Consider the following 17,193-nt stretch of genomic DNA (forward strand, 5'->3'; position numbering starts at 1 on the left):
CCCCCCGTCCACCGCCGTCAAGGAAGCCCCGCCATGCAGCGACCGCGACACCGCGGCACACTCGGTGTGCTCATCCCCCTGTTAGCGACCGCGGGATTACTCCTCTCCGGCTGCGCCCGCCCCGCCGTGGGCAGCGCCGAGGACGACCCGACCCGTCCGGTGACACTCCGGTTCTGGCACGGCTGGTCGGAGAGGAGCGAGGTCGCGGCCGTCGACGCCGCGATCGCCCGGTTCGAGCGGCGGCACCCCAACATCCGGGTGGTGACGACCGGGAACGTCACGGACGACACCGTCAACCAGGCCCTGCGGGCGGGCGGTGGCACCACGCCCGACGTGGTGTCGTCCTTCACCACCGACAACGTCGGCCAGTACTGCTCCTCGGGGATGTGGGCCGATCTCGACCCCTTCCTGCGGAAGTCCGGCCTGGACAAGACGGCGGTCTTCCCAAAGCCCCTCCTCGGCTACAGCTCCTACCGGGGCCGGCAGTGCGCCCTCCCGCTGCTCGCCGACGCCTACGGGCTCTACTACAACAAGGACGCCTTCGAGAAGGCCGGCATCACCCGGGCGCCGCGCACGATGTCGGAGTTCAAGGACGCGGCCGTCAGGCTCACCCGGCGGGCCGCCGGGGGCTCGTACGAACAGCTGGGCTTCATGCCCGGCTTCCGGTTCTACGAGAACAGCCCGGACCGCCTCCTCGCCCAGTGGGCGCCCACCTACTTCAACGCCGACGGGACGTCCCGGCTCGCCCGGGAGCCGGCGGCGAAACGATTCTTCGGCTTTCAGCGGGACCTGGTCACCGCCCTCGGCGGCTACGGCCCGCTGGAGCGGTTCCGCACCACCTTCGGCGAGGAGATGTCCTCGCAGAACGCCTTCCGCACGGGAAAGGTCGCCATGCACCTGGACGGTGAATGGCGCGGCCGGATGCTCAAGGAGGCCGGCACGGACTTCCGCTGGGGCACGGCTCCCATGCCCGTGCCCGACGACCAGGCCGGCGCCTACGGACGCGGCCCGCTCACCGGCACGGTCATCGGCATCGCGCACAGCAGTCGGCACCAGAACGCGGCCTGGGAGCTGGTGCGGTTCCTGACGACCGACACCGATCAGGTCGTCGCCTTCGCGAACGCCATCCACAATGTGCCCTCCACCAAGGCCGCGCTCGCCTCGCCCGCGCTCGACGCCGACCCCGCCTTCCGCACCTTCGTCGACATCGCCGCCGACCCGCACAGCGTCTCCATGCCGCCCTCGGCCAACGGCGGGATGTACATCCTCGCCCTGCGCGACTTCGCCTACGGCAGCGAGGCGGGCCGGGTCCCCGACCTGGACCGGGGGCTGCGCCGCCTCGACCGGCGGATCGACGACGACACCCGCCAGACCGCCGACTGACCCGCACCCACGCCCCCACACCCGCAGACCCGCAGACCCGCACACCCGACGAAGGCCCTGCCATGGCACACCTCACCACCGCTCCCGGCCCGCGCCGCGGACGCACCCGGGAACGCCTGCGCGTCCTCGGCTTCCTCTCCCCCTGGCTGATCGGCTTCACCGTCTTCTTCGGCTATCCGCTGATCGCCACCGTCTATTTCTCCTTCACGCGCTACAACCAGATCCGGCCCCCGTCCTTCGTGGGGCTGCGCAACTGGACGTATGTGTTCACACAGATGCCGCTGTTCGGCCCGGCGTTATGGAACACGCTGTGGCTGGTCGTGGTCATGGTGGCCCTGCGCGTCGTCTTCGGCCTGGGCACCGGGCTGCTGATCACCAAGGTGAAGACCGGCGCGGGCTTCTTCCGCACCGCCTTCTACCTGCCCTACCTCGCCCCGCCCGTGGCCGCGACGGTCGCCTTCGTCTTCCTCCTCAACCCGGGCACCGGCCCGGTGAACGACGCTCTCACGGCGCTCGGCGTCTCCGCGCCCGACTGGTTCAACGACCCCGACTGGGCCAAACCCTCGCTGGTGCTGCTGTCGCTGTGGGGCATCGGCGACCTGATGGTCGTCTTCCTGGCCGCCCTGCTGGACGTGCCCAAGGAGCAGTACGAGGCCGCCGAGCTCGACGGCGCGGGAGCGTTCACGACGTTCCGCTATGTCACCTGGCCTGCGATCACCCCGGTGGTGATGTTCGCGGTCGTGACGGGTGTCGTGCAGACGATGCAGTACTACACCCAGGCGCTCGTCGCCGGGAAGCTCGCCTCCGGGGTCGGCGTCGGGCCCGGCACGACCGTCCAGCCCGGCTATCCGGACCACTCCACGCTCACCGTGACCCAGCTCGTCTACTCGCTCGGCTTCCAGAACTTCAACACCGGTGCCGCGTGCGTGCTCTCCCTGGTGCTCTTCGCCATCGCCATGGCCGCCGCCTCGCTGCTGATGCGCGGCCGCGCCGGGCTGCTCGGGGCGGAGGACTGAACCCATGAGACGAGGACTGAACCCATGAGACGGGGCCGCATCCCGCACTGGATCGCCGTGCACACCACCGCCGTGGCCGCGGCGCTCTTCTTCACCCTGCCCTTCGTCTTCGTCCTGCTCACCTCCGTGATGAGCGACGACCAGGCCATGAGCGGCGAGCTCTGGCCGCGCACCTGGCACTGGTCCAACTACGTGGAGGTCTTCCGCACCCCCGGCTTCCTCACCTGGTGGCGGAACTCGCTGCTGTACGCCGGGCTGGGCACCCTGTTCACCGTGTGCTCCTCCGTCCCGGTCGCCTACGCGCTCGCGAGATTCCGCTTCCGGGGCCGGCGGGCCGCGCTCGTCCTCGTGATCGCCACGATGACGCTGCCGCCGCAGGTCGTCGTCATCCCCATGTACCTGGTGTGGTCCCAGCAACTGCACCTGTCGGGGACGCTGTGGCCGCTGATCGTGCCGCTGGCCTTCGGCGACGCGTACTCCATCTTCCTGCTGCGGCAGTTCCTGCTCACCATCCCCCGCGAGTACCTGGAGGCCGCGCGGCTCGACGGCTGCGGCGAGCTGCGCACGTTGCTGCGCGTCGTCGTGCCGATGGCGAAGCCGGGCATCGCGGCGGTCGCGCTGTTTCAGTTCTTCGCCTGCTGGAACGATTATTTCGGGCCGCAGATCTACGCCGCCCAGAACCCGGGCGCCTGGACGCTCAGTTACGGACTCGAGTCGTTCAAGAGCGCCCACGGCGTCAACTGGAATCTCACGATGGCCGCCACCCTGCTGGTCATGGCACCGGTCATCGCCGTCTTCTTCTTCGCCCAGAAGGCCTTCGTCGAAGGCGTCACACTGACAGGAGTCAAGGGTTGAAGCTCGCAGTAGTGGGTGGCGGCTCCACCTACACCCCCGAACTCGTCGACGGATTCGCCCGGCTGCGGGACGTCCTCGCCGTCGAGGAACTCGTCCTCGTCGACCCCGCCGCCGAAAGGCTGGAGCCGGTCGGCGGCCTGGCGCGGCGCGTCTTCGCCGCGCAGGGCCACCCGGGCCGGATCACCTGGACGGACGACCTCGACACGGCCGTCGACGGCGCCGACGCCGTGCTGCTCCAGCTGCGCGTGGGCGGCCAGGCGGCCCGCGAGCGGGACGAGACCTGGCCGCTGGAATGCGGCTGTGTGGGACAGGAGACCACGGGCGCGGGCGGCCTCGCCAAGGCGCTGCGGACGGTCCCGGTGGTGCTGGACATCGCCGAGCGGGTGCGCCGCCGCAACCCCGGCGCCTGGATCGTGGACTTCACCAACCCCGTCGGGATCGTCACCCGCGCCCTGCTGACCGCCGGGCACCGCGCGGTCGGGCTGTGCAACGTGGCCATCGGCTTCCAGCGGAAGTTCGCCGCCCTGCTCGGGGTGGCGCCCGGGGAGGTCGAGCTGGACCACGTCGGCCTGAACCACCTCACCTGGGAGCGGGAGGTGCGCGTCGGCGGCCGGGACGTGCTGCCCGCGCTGCTCGCGGAGCACGGCGACGCGATCGCGGCGGACCTGCGGATGCCGCGCCGGCTGCTGGACCGGCTGGGCGTCGTCCCCTCGTACTACCTGCGCTACTTCTACGAGCACGACGCGGTCGTCGAGGAGCTGCGGACGAAACCCTCGCGGGCTGCCGAGGTCGCGGAGATGGAGCGGACGCTGCTGGCGATGTACGCCGACCCGGCGCTGGACCACAAGCCGGAGCTGCTGGCGAAGCGCGGCGGGGCGTACTACTCGGAGGCCGCCGTCGCCCTGACGTCGTCGCTGCTGACCGGCGCCGGGCCCGTCCAGGTGGTCAACACCCTCAACAACGGCACCCTGCCCTTCCTCCCCGACGACGCCGTCGTCGAGGTGCCCGCGGCGGTGGACCGGACCGGGGCGCGCCCCCTGCCCGTACGGCCGCTGGAGCCGCTGTACGCCGGGCTCGTCGCGCATGTGACGGCCTATGAGCACCTGGCGCTGGAGGCGGCCCTCAAGGGCGGCCGGGACCGGGTCTTCGCGGCGCTCCTCGCCCATCCGCTCGTCGGCCAGACCGACCACGCGGAGAAGCTGACGGACGCCCTCCTCCACCACAACCGGGAGCACCTGGCGTGGGCGTGATCGTGGCGATCGACGCGGGCGGCAGCAAGACCGACGTGGCCGTCCTCGGCCCGGACGGCGCGGTCGCCGCCCGGGCCCGGGGCGGTGGCTTCCGGCCGCAGTCGGTGGGGGTCGAACGGGCCGTGGACACCCTCCAGGCGGCCGTCGCCGAGGCGCTGGCCGGGCTCCCCCGCCCGGCGGACGTCCGCCTCTTCTCGGCCTGTCTGGCGGGCGCCGACTTCCCCGTGGAGGAGGCGGAGCTGGCGGAGGCGATCGCCCGGCGGAACCGGCCGACGGGCGACCCGGCGGCGGGTCCCCGCGTCCGGGTCGCCAACGACACCTTCGCGCTGCTGCGCGCCGGGCTGTCCGACGAGGAGCCGGCGGGCGTCGCCGTCGTGTGCGGGGCGGGGATCAACTGCTCGGGGCTGGCGCCCGGGGGCCGGGTCGCCCGGTTCGCCGCCGTCGGCCGCATCTCGGGCGACTGGGGCGGCGGGGCGCACCTGGCCGAGGAGGCGGTGTGGTGGGCGGCGCGGGCGGCGGACGGGCGCGGCGAGCCGACGGCCCTCGCACGGGAACTCCCCGCCCACTTCGGGCTGTCCACGATGCCGGAGCTGGTCGAGGCCCTCCACCTGGGGCGGATCGGGCGGGAGCGCCGGCACGAGCTGGCGCCGGTGCTCTTCGCCGTGGCCGCCGCCGGTGACGCGGTGGCCGGGGCGATCGTGGCGCGGCAGGCCGACGAGGTGGTGGCCCTGGCCGCGGCCGCCCTGGACCGGCTGGGGCTGCTCGGCGCGGCGGTGCCGGTGGTGCTGGGCGGCGGGGTCCTCGCGGCCCGCCATCCGCTGCTGCACGAGCGCGTCGTGGCGGGGCTGGCCGGGCGGGCGCCCCGGGCCGTGCCCCGTGTCGTGACCGCGCCGCCGGTGCTGGGGGCGGCGCTGCTGGCCCTCGACCACCTCGGGGCGCCGGCCGCCGCCCACGCCCGGCTGCGCGCGCACTTCGCGTAGCGTCCGCCGCCCACGGGCGGAGGCAGGGAAAACAGCGGAACGAGAACGGCGGAAACCGCGCCGTGGACTCCCGCCCTTGTGGCCGGAATTCACGGCGCGGCGCTGTGTTCGCGTCATGTTCACGTCGTGAGAGGCGTCACCACGAACGGCCGTCCGCCGTAAATCCTTCGCGCGGGATCGCCCCGGCCCGGTGGACTTCCTGACACCCGCGTCAATAGCGGGATTGGTCAGAAATTCCTCCCCTACCGCTGGTTGACCATTCATATACCCAATGTCCGTATTCGGGCCAACCATTTCCCCCCTCTTCAAGATCGTGCAAGCATCCCGCCACGCATGGATTGATCACGAAATACGACTAAGAACCGCAGCAACCCACCCCAAAAGGGCGTTGCCCGGCACTCGTGACAGCCCCTGCTCTCGACCCACAGATCCCGAGGGGGGATACACGCATGTCGAAGAACGTCACCCGCCGCGTCGTCCTGCGCGGTACGGCGATAGCCGTCGCCGGAGCGGCCCTGGCCGCTCCGGCCGCCATGGCGGCGACCCGCGCCGCCACGGGCATGGACCACTCGGGCATGGACCACACCGGTCACGGCTCCCACGGCCTCCAGCCCTTCGACGAGGTCTACCAGGGCCGGCGCATCGTCGGCGCGCCCGTCACCGGCGGCCACGAGGCCCACCACGGCGGCTTCGCCGTGACGATCGACGGCAAGGAACTGCACGTCATGCAGAACGCGGACGGCACCTGGATCAGTGTCATCAACCACTACCAGACCTTCGCCGACCCGCTGGCGCTCACCCGCGCCGCCGTCGACAAGCTCCAGGGCGCCGCGCTCGTCCCGATCGCCACCCGCTGACCCCGGCCGACTGCCGACCGCCCGGCCCGACACGGCCGGTCCCCCGACCCGAGAGGACGTAGACCCCCATGGCAGTGCGCAAGAACCAGGCGACCCTGACGGCCACGGAGAAGCGCAACTTCGTCAACGCCGTGCTGGCGCTGAAGAAGAGCGGCAAGTACGACGAATTCGTGCGGACGCACAACGAGTTCATCATGAGCGACGGCGACAACACCGACCGCGTCGGTCACCGTTCGCCGTCCTTCCTCCCCTGGCACCGCCGCTTCCTCATACAGTTCGAGCAGGAGCTCCAGAGAATCGATTCTTCGGTGACGCTCCCCTACTGGGACTGGACCGCCGACCGCACCACCACCGCCTCGATCTTCGCCGCCGACTTCCTCGGCGGGAACGGCCGCAGCCGTGACGCGCAGGTCACCACCGGCCCGTTCGCCTACTCCACCGGCCAGTGGAACATCAACGTCTCGGCCGACAGCCGCCCCTACCTCCAGCGGGAGATGGGCTCGAGCGTCCGCGCGCTGCCCACCCGCGCCGAGGTCGACTCCGTGCTCGCCATGGCCACCTACGACATGGCCCCCTGGAACAGCGCGTCCGACGGCTTCCGCAACCACCTCGAGGGCTGGCGCGGCGTCAACCTCCACAACCGCGTGCACGTGTGGATGGGCGGCCAGATGGCCACCGGCGTCTCCCCCAACGACCCGGTCTTCTGGCTGCACCACTGCTTCATCGACAAGCTGTGGGCCGACTGGCAGCGGATGCACCCCACCTCGGGCTATCTGCCGACCGGCGGCACCACCAACGTCGTGGACCTCAACGACACCATGCGCCCCTGGAACAATGTGACCCCGGCCGACATGCTCGACCACACGAAGTTCTACACCTACGACCGCTGACGGCCTCCCCGGCGGCGGGACACGCGCCATGAGACGCCGGGGGTGACGGGCCCGACCGCCCGTCACCCCCGGCGTCCCCCGTTTTCCGTGCGCTCCGTCCGCACGGGAACCGAACAGACGCCCAACGCGTGAAATGGGGTGAAAGGCCGAAACGGACACCCGGGCGACGCTCACGACCCGTGCAAGATCGATGCACAACCGGTGTGTTTGTCAGTCCCTGCGGCCATACTGCTGGCCTGGCACCCGTTCCCCGCCGCCCGGGGGACAGCGGGCCGCGGCGACCGAGGGGGAGGTCACGTGACACCAGCGCAGCCGGATCCGGGTACGCGGCGCACCGCGTGGCGCGAGGGGCTGGAGCGGACCGCGGACGCGGCCACGACGGAGCCCGGCAGACTCCGCGTCATCGGCGCGGTGCTGGCCGCGCTGCTGATCGGCTTCGGCGCGGTCACCGCCTGGCAGGTCGCCGACCGGTCGGCGGCGGCGGACGCCGTGATCGACCGCAGCCAGCCGCTGAGCGCCGACGCCGCCGACATCTACCGCTCCCTGGCCGACGCCGACACGGCCGCCGCCGCGGGCTTCCTGGCCGGCCGGGACGAGCCCCGCACCGTCCGCCAGCGCTACGAGAAGGACATCGGCGTCGCCTCCGAGCTCCTGGTGAAGGCCGCCGCCGACACCGGGGGATCCGACTCCGCCCGCGAGCAGATAGCCAGGCTCAATCAGCAACTCCCCGTCTACACCGGCCTGGTGGAATCGGCCCGGGCGGCGGGCCGGCAGGGCCTGCCGCTGGGCGGCGCCTATCTGCGCTACGCCAGCGACCGGATGCGCGAGGAGCTGCTGCCGGCCGCCCGCGCCCTCTACGAGGCCGAGACCGGACGCCTCCGTTCCGACTACGCGGACGCCACGTCCTGGCCCTGGGCGGCCCTCGCCACCGGCGTCGTGGCCCTCGGCGCCCTCGGCTGGGCCCAGCGCCGCACCTTCCTGCGCACCAACCGGGTGTTCAACCACGGCCTCCTCGCCGGGACGGCGGCCGGCACGGTGGTCCTGCTGTGGCTGACCGTCGGCCACGCCGTGGCCCGCGCGGAGCTGACCGACTCCTACGAGAACGGGGCCAAGTCCCTCCAGGTACTCAGCGAGGCCCGGATCGCCTCGCTCCAGGCCCGGGGCGACGAGAGCCTCACCCTGGTGGCGCGGGGCGCCGTGCTCACCCCGGCGGGCGACGACGCCTACGAGGCCAGCTACCGCGCGGGCATGCGCAAGCTGATCGGCGGCGACGTCACCGCCTCCGGCGAGCCCGCCCCGGACAGCCTGCTGGGCCGGGCCCGCTCCCTCGCGGACGGCGCGGCGGGACGCGACCCGGTGCTGGAGGCCATCCACGACGTCCAGCAGTGGCAGCGACGGCACGGCGAGGCCCGCACCGCCGACGTCGGCGGGTACTACGGCCAGGCGCTCGCCAAGGTGATCGGAGAGAAGGGCAGCGCCCGGGGCAGCACCGGCGAATCGTTCGACCAGGTGGACACCGCGCTGCGCCGGGCCCTCGCCCACGAGGAGGACGACTTCCGCCGGGCGGCGGGGGACGGGCGCGGCGCGTTCACGGGGCTGGCGGCCGGAGCCGCCGTCCTGGCCGTGCTGGGGGCCGCGGGCGCGGTGCTCGGCATCGGCCGCAGGCTGTCGGAGTACCGGTGAGACGGGGAGGTACGGCGATGAGCGGACGACGCGGGGCCGGAGCCCGGGCCGCGATGACGGCCGGCGTGTGCGTCCTCGCCGGCGTCGTGGGCACGGCCGTCCTGCCCGGGGCACGCCCCGCGGGACACGCGGAGCGGACCGCCGCCGCCGCGCCGGCGGCCGAACGCGCGCCCGCGACGTGCGTCGGCCCGGAGGCGAGCCTGCGCCCCTCGACCGCCGACGGCCCGGCCGTCCGGCGCATCAAGGAGCGCGGCCGGCTGATCGCCGGCGTCGACCAGAACAGCTACCGCTGGGGCTACCGCGACCCCGCCACCGGCGAGCTCAGCGGCTTCGACATCGACCTGGTCCGTGCCGTCGCCAAGGCCATCCTCGGCGATCCCGGCAAGGTCGTCTTCCTGGCGATCCCCACGAACCAGCGCATACCCGCCCTGGAAAAGGGCAAGGTGGACATCATCGCGCGCACGATGACGATCAACTGCGAGCGGATCCGGCAAGTCGCCTTCTCCACGGCCTACTTCGAGGCCGGACAGCAGGTGCTGGCCCCCAAGACCTCACCGGTCACGGCGTTCGACGACACCTTGAAGGGGAAGAAAGTCTGTACGGCCAAGGGATCCACGGGCGAGAGCGAGCTGAAGAACGAGTCGCACGGCGCGTCCGTGCTGACCGTGCCCAACCAGCTCGACTGCCTGGTCCGGCTCCAGCTCGGCCAGGTCGACGCGGTGATCACCGACAGCGCGCTGGCCGCCGGACAGGCGGCCCAGGACCCGTCCGTGCGACTCGTCGGCAAACCGTTCACCACCGAGTCCTACGGCGTGGCGATGAACCTCAGGGACGAAGACCTGGTACGCCGGGTCAACGCGGTACTGGAGGACTACCGCCGGGGCGGCGAGGCGAGCCCCTGGATGCTGGCGTACCGCAAGTGGCTGGCGGCCGACCTCCAGGGGATCACCGCTCCGCCGGAGCCCCGGTACCGGGACTGACGGCACGGAAGAACCGAAGCACCACACCGTTCGCGCGCGGCACCGGCCGCGGGACAGGAGAGGGGACCGATGGCGGTCGCGGGGCCCACCGGGCCGGCCTTGAGCCGCGAGGAGGTGGACCGTGCGCTGGCACGGCTCGGCGCGGAGCACGAGGCGGTCGAGTCCTCCCTGCTCGCCCTCCAGGACCACGCGGGGCGGCGGCTGCTGGAGGGCGCGGAGCTGGCCGGCGTCACCAGGAGCCGGTGGGAGGCCACCGAGCTGCTCATCACCCAGCTGTGGGTGTACTTCGACGCCTACACCGACGCCCTGGAGGCGGCCCGTGAGCTGCGCGGCCGCCGCCGCTGGCCCACCTCGGGCGAACTGTCCGAGCTGACCGGCCTGCTGCGCGGCACCGCCGTCACCCTGCCCGCCGGACCGCCCCAGGCCACGGCGGTGGTGTCGCTGGGCGTGGCGGCCCGGCTGAGCGAGCGGCTGAGCCTCACGGAGCTCGTCGAGCGGATGAACTCCTGGTACGCCCAGGCCCTGGACGTGGTCGTCGTCGCCGACGCCGTCTGGTCGGCGCTGCCCACCCGGATCGACCTGCTCGCCGCCGAGCTCGGGCGCGTCCGCTCCCTCGCCCACTCGGTGGGCGTCCTGCCCGGCGAGCACCCCACGGGCGACGACCTGGAGCGCCTCACCATGGAACTGGCCGCGCTGCGGTCCGAGGTGATATCCGATCCGCTCGTCTTCTGGACCGGCTCCCCGCCCGGCTCCGCGCCCGGCGGCCGCCCCGACACCGCCCGCTACGACCGCGCCGAGCGCGCCCTGGAGGACATGCGCCGGGAGGTGGAGGCCGTCCTCGACGTCCGGCAGGACGCCGAGCGCCGGCTGATGCGCGTGCGCGACGTGCTCTCGCGCGCCGACCGCACCCTGGGCGAGGCCCGCCGCGCCCGGATGGAGGTCCTGTCGAAGATCGCCGCCTATGAGGTGCCCGTGGTCTCCGGCCCGCCGACCGTGCTCTACGAACAGCTGGAGACGGCCGGCGAGTACCGCAGACGCGCGGCGTGGCACCGGCTCTCCCCGCTCCTGGAGAGCCTGGAGCAGCGCGCCGAGGAGGAGCTGCTGCGCGCCCGCGAGTCGCTGACGGCGGTCACGGCCCCCCTGGCCGTACGGGCCGAGCTGCGCGGCCGGCTCGACGCCTACAAGGCCAAGGCGGCGCGGCTGGGCCTGGCGGAGGACTCCCTCGTCGTGGAGCGGTACGACGTGGCGCGCCGCATGCTGTGGAGCGCGCCCTGCGATCTCGTCGCCGCCGAGCAGGCGGTGCTGCGCTACCAGCGGGCCGTGGCGGGGGCCCTGGCCCCCCAGGGCACGGCCGCCTCGACGACCGACGGGCACAGGGGGGACACATGACCGGTGAGGAGTGCCAGCGCCCGGGCTGTGGCGGCCGCTACGAGGACGTCGGGGGCGGCGAGCTCTACTGCGACACGTGCGGGCTCGCCCCCGTCGTCTCGCCGGGCGGGCAGATCGCCTCGCCCGCCACGGGGATCACCCACTCGGGCGGCCGGGCCGGCTCGGGATCGTCGGGGTCGTCGGGGTCGTCCGGCTCGTCGGGCTCGTCGGGGTCCTCGCGTTCGTCGTCGGGGTCCTCGTCAGGGCCCTCGTCACGTTCGTCGTCGCGTTCGTCGGGGTCCCGCCGGTCGGTGTCGGGGCGGCTGTCGCGTTCGGTGTCCGGAGGCACCGAGGGCGTCGCGACGCGGTCCGTCTCGGTGCGCAGCCGGACGTCCGGCGCGTCCGGCGCCGGCCGCAACAAGCTGGGCGCGGGCCTGGTCAGCATGCCGGGCGTGCCGCGCCCCGAGCCCCGGGCGGCGGTGCTGGAGCGCCCGGAGGTGCCCGAGCGCAAGCGGTTCTGCAGCCGGAGCGACTGCGGCGCGCCCGTGGGGCGTTCGGGCCCCCACCGGGCGGGGCGCACGGAGGGCTACTGCACCAAGTGCGGCCACCCGTACTCCTTCGTGCCGAAGCTGCGCCAGGGCGACGTGGTGCACGGGCAGTACGAGGTGGCGGGCTGTCTCGCGCACGGCGGGCTCGGCTGGATCTACCTGGCCATCGACCGGGCCGTCTCCGACCGCTGGGTGGTCCTCAAGGGCCTGCTCGACACCGGCGACGAGGACGCGCTGGCCGCGGCCGTCGCCGAGCGGCGCTTCCTCGCGGAGATCGAGCACTCCAACATCGTCCGCATCTACAACTTCGTCGAACACCTCGACCAGCGCACGGGCAGCCTCGACGGCTACATCGTCATGGAGTACGTCGGCGGCAAGTCCCTCAAGGAGATCGCCAACGAGCGCCGCCACCCCGACGGGCGCCGCGACCCGCTGCCGGTCGAGCAGGCGTGCGCGTACGGCATCGAGGCGCTGGAGGCGCTGGCGCATCTGCACAGCCGCAATCTGCTGTACTGCGACTTCAAGGTCGACAACGCGATCCAGCAGCAGGACCAGCTGAAGCTGATCGACATGGGCGCGGTGCGCCGGATGGACGACCACGACAGCCCCATCTACGGCACCATCGGCTACCAGGCCCCCGAGATCGCCGAGCTGGGCGCGTCGGTCGCCTCCGACCTCTACACGGTGGCGCGCACGCTCGCGGTGCTCACCTTCGACTTCCAGGGCTACACGAACGTCTTCGTGGACAGCCTCCCCGCCCCGGACCACATCGAGGTCTTCACCCGCTACGAGTCCTTCTACCGGCTGCTGGTCCGGGCCACCGACCCGGACCCGGCCCGGCGGTTCGCCTCCGCCGACGAGATGGCCGAGCAGCTGACGGGCGTCCTCCGGGAGGTGGTCGCCCTCCAGACGGGCGCCCCGCGCCCCGCGCTGTCCACGCTCTTCGGCCCCGAGCCGCGGGTGGTGGACACGGTCCTCTTCGAGGAGTGCGACCGGGATGTGTCCGCCCTGGGCGGCCGGGCCCCGGCGCAGCGCGCCTGGCCGCGCCTTCGCCTGCCGCGTGGCCGGAACGGCGCGGGCGCCGGTACGCCGCCCGGGACGGCGGGAGCGCCCGGCGCGGTCGCCGGACCGACGGCCGCCGGAAGACAGGTGGGAGCGGCCTTCGGCGTCGCCCCCGGACCGTTCGGCGGTTCGGCGGGCGCCGTGCCCGCAGGGCGGGCCGCCCCGGCCGTCGGCGTCACACCCGCCGTGGCCACCGGCCTGGCAGGCGCCGGCACGGCCCCCACGGGCCGGCCGGGCGCGGCCGTTCCGCCGGGAACGGCCGGCCCGGCGGTGTCCGCCCCGGGCGGCGCGGCGGCGCCCTTGCCCGGCGTCACCGCCGGGCCGGCGGGCGCCGGCCCGGGCGCGGGCGTCGCGGGAACGGCCGGCGCGGCTGTCACCGGCGGGGGCGCGCCCGCCCCCGTGGCCGCTCCCGGCAAGGCCGGGGGCGGCGTCGCGGCGGCGTTGCGGCCGATCGACGCGCGGGCCGCCGCGCTCGCGCTGCCGTTCCCGCTCGTCGACCCCGGCGATCCCAACGCGGGCTTCCTCGCGGGGCTGATCGCCTCGCAGCCGGCCGAGTTGTACGCCGCGCTCCAGGCCGCCCCGACCGAGTCGCCGGAGCTGCGGCTGCGGCGGGTGCGGGCCCAGCTGGAGCTCGGCGAGGACGGGGCCGCGTCCCAGGCGCTCGCCGCGCTGGAGGCCGCGAGCCCCGACGACTGGCGCACCGTCTGGCACCGGGGCGTCCACGCCCTCGCCGTCGGCGACAACACCACGGCGGCCCTGTCCTTCGACGCCGTCTACGACGCCTTCCCCGGGGAGCCCGCGCCCAAGCTGGCCCTCGGGGTGTGCGCGGAGGTGCTCGGCCAGCTCGACAACGCCGCCGAGTACTACCACCTGGTGTGGGCGACCGACCCGGGCTTCGTCGGGGCGGCGTTCGCCCTGGCCCGGGTACGGCTGGCCGCCGGGGACCGCGAGGGCGCGGTGCGGGCCCTGGAGTCCGTGCCGGCGGCGTCCATCCACTGCACGGCGGCCCGGGTCGCGGCGGTACGGGCCCGGCTGCGGGGGCGCTCGGCCCACGAGCCGCTGCTGGCCGACCTGCGGGCCGCCGCCGGCCAGGTGGAGGGGCTCACGGACCTCGGGCTGGACGCGGTGCGGCGCGAACGGCTGTCGACGGAAGTGCTCGGCACCGCGCTGGACTGGGTGCTGTCGGGCCGTCAGGGCGCGCCGGGCGCCGCCGTCGCGCCCCCGGCACCGCCCGTACTGCTCGGCAGCGGGCTGGATGAGCGGGAACTGCGGTTCGGGCTGGAGCGCTCGTACCGGGTGCTCGCCCGGCTGGCCCAGCGCGGTGAGGAACGGATCGAACTGGTGGAACGGGCCAACCGTTACCGCCCCAGGACATGGGTGTGATCGATGTCGCAACTGCCCCCACAGCTGACGGCGTGCCCCGCCTGTCACGAGCCGCTGGAGCCCGCCGACAACTTCTGCGGAGGCTGCGGCGTGGACCTCTCGGCGGTGCCGCCCGGGCCCGACGACCCACGGGCGGCGGCGTGGCGGCGGCCTGACACGCCCGCCGCACGGGAGGCGGACGACTACCGTCTCGCCCCGCCCGCCCCGGGCGTCCCCGCGCAGCCCGCGCGTGGCGCGGGCCCCTCCGGGCCCTGCGCGGCCTGCCGGTCGGGCATGATCGACAACGACGGGTACTGCGAACACTGCGGACATGCACAGCCGCGCGAACGGGATCACATGGAGCACGAGTCGGCAGGCGTCGCGGCGGTCACGGACCGCGGCCTGCGCCACCATCGCAACGAGGACGCGTACGCCGTGTCCACCACCGACCTCCCCGGCGGGCAGCCGGCCGTCGTCGCGGTCGTCAGCGACGGCGTGTCGTCCGCGGCCCGCCCCGACGAGGCGTCGGCCGCGGCCGTCGAGGCCGCCCACGACTCGCTGGTGACGGCGCTGGCCCGGGGCACCGCCCCCAAGGAGGCCACGCACGAGGCGGTCGTCGTCGCCGCCGAGGCCGTGGCCGCCCTGGCCGCGCCCGGCCACGAGCCGCGCGAGCACGGCCACTACCGCCATGAGAACGCGCCCGCCTGCACCATCGTCAGCGCCGTCGTCACCGGCGACCTGCTGACCGTCGGCTGGGTCGGCGACAGCCGCGCCTACTGGGTGCCCGACGACCGCTCCAAGCAGCCCGCGCGGCTCACCGAGGACGACTCGTGGGCCGCGCAGATGGTGGCGGCGGGCCTGATGTCGGAGGCCGAGGCCTACGCCGACGAGCGCGCCCACGCCATCACCGGCTGGCTCGGCGCGGACGCCTACGAGGTCGAGCCGCACACCGCCTCGTACCACCCCGACCGCCCCGGTGTGGTGCTCGTCTGCACCGACGGTCTGTGGAACTACGCCGAGTCCGCCGAGGAGATGGCGTCCGTCGTGCCCGCCGACGCCCGCTCCCGGCCGTTGGAGTGCGCACGCCGTCTGCTGGCCCACGCTCTGGACGGAGGGGGCCACGACAACGTAACAGTGGCTGTGGTGCCGTTCCCGTCCCGGGCCGAAGGGGCAGGATCGGCCTGACGCGCCGCAGTGTCCACGGGGGGATCCACGCACGGTGCCGGGCTCCGGTGCCGCGCCGTCCGTCCGCCCCGCCGCACGCCCGTGCCGACCACGTGGAGTACGTACGAAGGAGCGGATCAGATGGCCCATTTCGCCAAACCGAGCGTGCCCGGGTTCGACGTCGACGTGTACCAGAACGTCAACCTCCCCGAGGGAGGCCGGGAGGTCAACGCCATCGTGACGGTGACCTCCACCGGCGCCGGTTGTGACTCCGGCGCGGTCGCGCCCGGCCCCCGCACCCCGGACGCCGCCGTCGTCCTGATGGTCGACTGCTCGGGCTCCATGGACTACCCGCCCGCCAAGATGCGCAGCGCCCGCGAGGCCACGGCCGCCGCCGTCGACGCGCTGCGCGACGGCGTCGCCTTCGCCGTGGTGGGCGGCACCCACCAGGCGCGCGAGGTCTATCCGGCCGGCGGGCGGCTCGCGATCGCGGACGACGTGACCCGGGGCCAGGCCAAGGAGGCGCTGCGCAAGCTCAGCCCGGGCGGCGGCACCGCCATCGGCACCTGGCTGCGGCTCGCCGACCGGCTGCTGGCCTCGTCCGACGCGGCGATACGTCACGGCATCCTGCTCACCGACGGCCGCAACGAGCACGAGGAGCCCGACGCGCTGCGGGCCGCGCTGGACGCGTGCGCGGGCCGGTTCACCTGTGACGCGCGGGGCGTGGGGACGGACTGGGAGGTCAAGGAGGTCACGGGCATCGCCTCCGCCCTGCTGGGCAGCGCCGACATCGTCGCCGACCCGGCCGGGCTGGCCGAGGACTTCACGCGGGTGATGGAAACGGTCATGGGCAAGGAGGTCGCGGACGTCTCCCTGCGGCTGTGGACCCCGCAGGGCGCGGAGGTGCTCTTCGTCAAGCAGGTCGCGCCCACGGTGGAGGAGCTGACGGACCGCCGCCAGGAGTCCGGGCCGCGCTCCGGCGACTACCCGACGGGCGCGTGGGGCGACGAGTCCCGCGACTACCACGTCTGCGTCCGGGTGCCGAGCGCCCATGTGGGCCAGGAGATGCTCGCCGCCCGGGTGTCCCTGGTGCTGCCCACCCCTGACGGCTCGTCACCGCACGTCCTGGCCCAGGGCCTGATCCGGGCGGTGTGGACGGACGACCTGGAGGCGTCGACGGCCATCAACCCCCAGGTGGCCCACTACACCGGCCAGGCCGAGCTGGCCCAGGCCATCCAGCAGGGCCTGGACCTGCGCAAGGCGGGGGACGTGGACGGGGCGACCGCCAAGCTCGGCCGGGCCGTCCAGCTGGCCAGCCGCTCCGGCCACGCGGACACCGCGAAACTCCTTTCGAAGGTGGTGGACGTCGTGGACGCGGCGAACGGTACTGTGCGGCTGAAAGCGAAGGTCTCGGAGGAGGCCGAGATGACGCTGGAGACCCGTTCCACCAAGACCGTTCGCGTCAAGAAGTAGCGTCGAGAAGCAACCGCCAGAGGGGGAAGAGACCGACATGCCGACCTGCCCGAACGGCCACCCGTCGGAGGCCGCAGACTGGTGCGAGGTGTGCGGCCACCGGATGTCGGCGGCCACGGCACCGCCCGGTCCCCCGGCCGCCGTCCCGCCGCCGCCCGCCGCGCCGCCCGCGACCGGTGGCACCGGCGGCTACGGCTACCCGGGCGACGCCACCGTCCAGGCGGAGCTCTGTCCCCAGTGCCGCACCCCCCGCGAGGCACAGGGCCCCTTCTGCGAGGAGTGCCGGTACAACTTCGTCACCCGGTCGGCGAACCCCTACGCG

At 73.8% G+C, this 17,193-nt stretch carries 13 protein-coding genes and 1 pseudogene; all 14 read left to right on the top strand.

Features of this window, described 5'->3' with window-relative positions; genetic code table 11:
* Positions 1-33: 33 nt before the first annotated feature.
* On the top strand, positions 34-1,383 hold the full coding sequence (locus K6I33_RS17125; RefSeq protein ID WP_229352981.1) for an ABC transporter substrate-binding protein: 1,350 nt from the start codon (positions 34-36) through the stop codon (positions 1,381-1,383).
* A 62-nt stretch (positions 1,384-1,445) separates the two neighbouring features.
* On the top strand, positions 1,446-2,399 hold the full coding sequence (locus K6I33_RS17130; RefSeq protein WP_229352984.1) for a carbohydrate ABC transporter permease: 954 nt from the start codon (positions 1,446-1,448) through the stop codon (positions 2,397-2,399).
* A gap of 24 nt (positions 2,400-2,423) precedes the next feature.
* On the top strand, positions 2,424-3,254 hold the full coding sequence (locus tag K6I33_RS17135; protein ID WP_229352986.1) for a carbohydrate ABC transporter permease: 831 nt from the start codon (positions 2,424-2,426) through the stop codon (positions 3,252-3,254).
* Positions 3,251-4,504 (top strand): 6-phospho-beta-glucosidase, encoded by a 1,254-nt coding sequence (locus K6I33_RS17140; RefSeq protein WP_229352988.1) that lies wholly within the window; start codon positions 3,251-3,253, stop codon positions 4,502-4,504. The genes K6I33_RS17135 and K6I33_RS17140 overlap by 4 nt, the downstream gene beginning before the upstream one ends.
* Positions 4,504-5,484 carry an N-acetylglucosamine kinase gene (locus K6I33_RS17145; protein WP_374284889.1) on the top strand — a complete coding sequence of 327 codons (981 nt, stop codon included), beginning with the start codon at positions 4,504-4,506 and terminating at the stop codon, positions 5,482-5,484. The genes K6I33_RS17140 and K6I33_RS17145 overlap by 1 nt, the downstream gene beginning before the upstream one ends.
* A 449-nt stretch (positions 5,485-5,933) precedes the next feature.
* A complete protein-coding gene (locus tag K6I33_RS17150; protein ID WP_229352993.1) occupies positions 5,934-6,341 on the top strand; it encodes a tyrosinase cofactor in 408 nt (135 codons plus the stop codon).
* Between the two features lie 68 nt (positions 6,342-6,409).
* Complete coding sequence (locus K6I33_RS17155) at positions 6,410-7,231, top strand: tyrosinase family protein (protein ID WP_229352996.1); 822 nt, start codon at positions 6,410-6,412, stop codon at positions 7,229-7,231.
* Positions 7,232-7,528: 297 nt separating this feature from the next.
* Positions 7,529-8,914 (top strand): hypothetical protein, encoded by a 1,386-nt coding sequence (locus tag K6I33_RS17160; protein ID WP_229352998.1) that lies wholly within the window; start codon positions 7,529-7,531, stop codon positions 8,912-8,914.
* A 17-nt stretch (positions 8,915-8,931) separates the two neighbouring features.
* The gene (locus tag K6I33_RS17165) at positions 8,932-9,894 is read left to right on the top strand and encodes a glutamate ABC transporter substrate-binding protein (RefSeq protein ID WP_229353001.1); all 963 of its coding nucleotides are present in this window, start codon (positions 8,932-8,934) and stop codon (positions 9,892-9,894) included.
* Positions 9,895-9,963: 69 nt separating this feature from the next.
* Positions 9,964-11,283 carry a hypothetical protein gene (locus K6I33_RS17170; protein WP_229353002.1) on the top strand — a complete coding sequence of 440 codons (1,320 nt, stop codon included), beginning with the start codon at positions 9,964-9,966 and terminating at the stop codon, positions 11,281-11,283.
* Positions 11,280-14,255, top strand: a complete 2,976-nt coding sequence (locus K6I33_RS17175) for a serine/threonine-protein kinase (protein ID WP_229353003.1) — start codon at positions 11,280-11,282, stop codon at positions 14,253-14,255. The genes K6I33_RS17170 and K6I33_RS17175 overlap by 4 nt, the downstream gene beginning before the upstream one ends.
* 3 nt (positions 14,256-14,258) lie before the next feature.
* Positions 14,259-15,419, top strand: a complete 1,161-nt coding sequence (locus K6I33_RS17180; RefSeq protein ID WP_229353005.1) for a PP2C family serine/threonine-protein phosphatase — start codon at positions 14,259-14,261, stop codon at positions 15,417-15,419.
* 120 nt (positions 15,420-15,539) lie between these two features.
* A complete protein-coding gene (locus K6I33_RS17185) occupies positions 15,540-16,871 on the top strand; it encodes a VWA domain-containing protein (RefSeq protein ID WP_229353007.1) in 1,332 nt (443 codons plus the stop codon).
* A gap of 37 nt (positions 16,872-16,908) precedes the next feature.
* Positions 16,909-17,193: pseudogene (locus K6I33_RS17190) on the top strand (forkhead-associated protein); the annotation flags it as partial.

Source organism: Streptomyces sp. UNOB3_S3 (genome assembly GCF_020740895.1).
Taxonomy (GTDB): Bacteria; Actinomycetota; Actinomycetes; order Streptomycetales; family Streptomycetaceae; genus Streptomyces.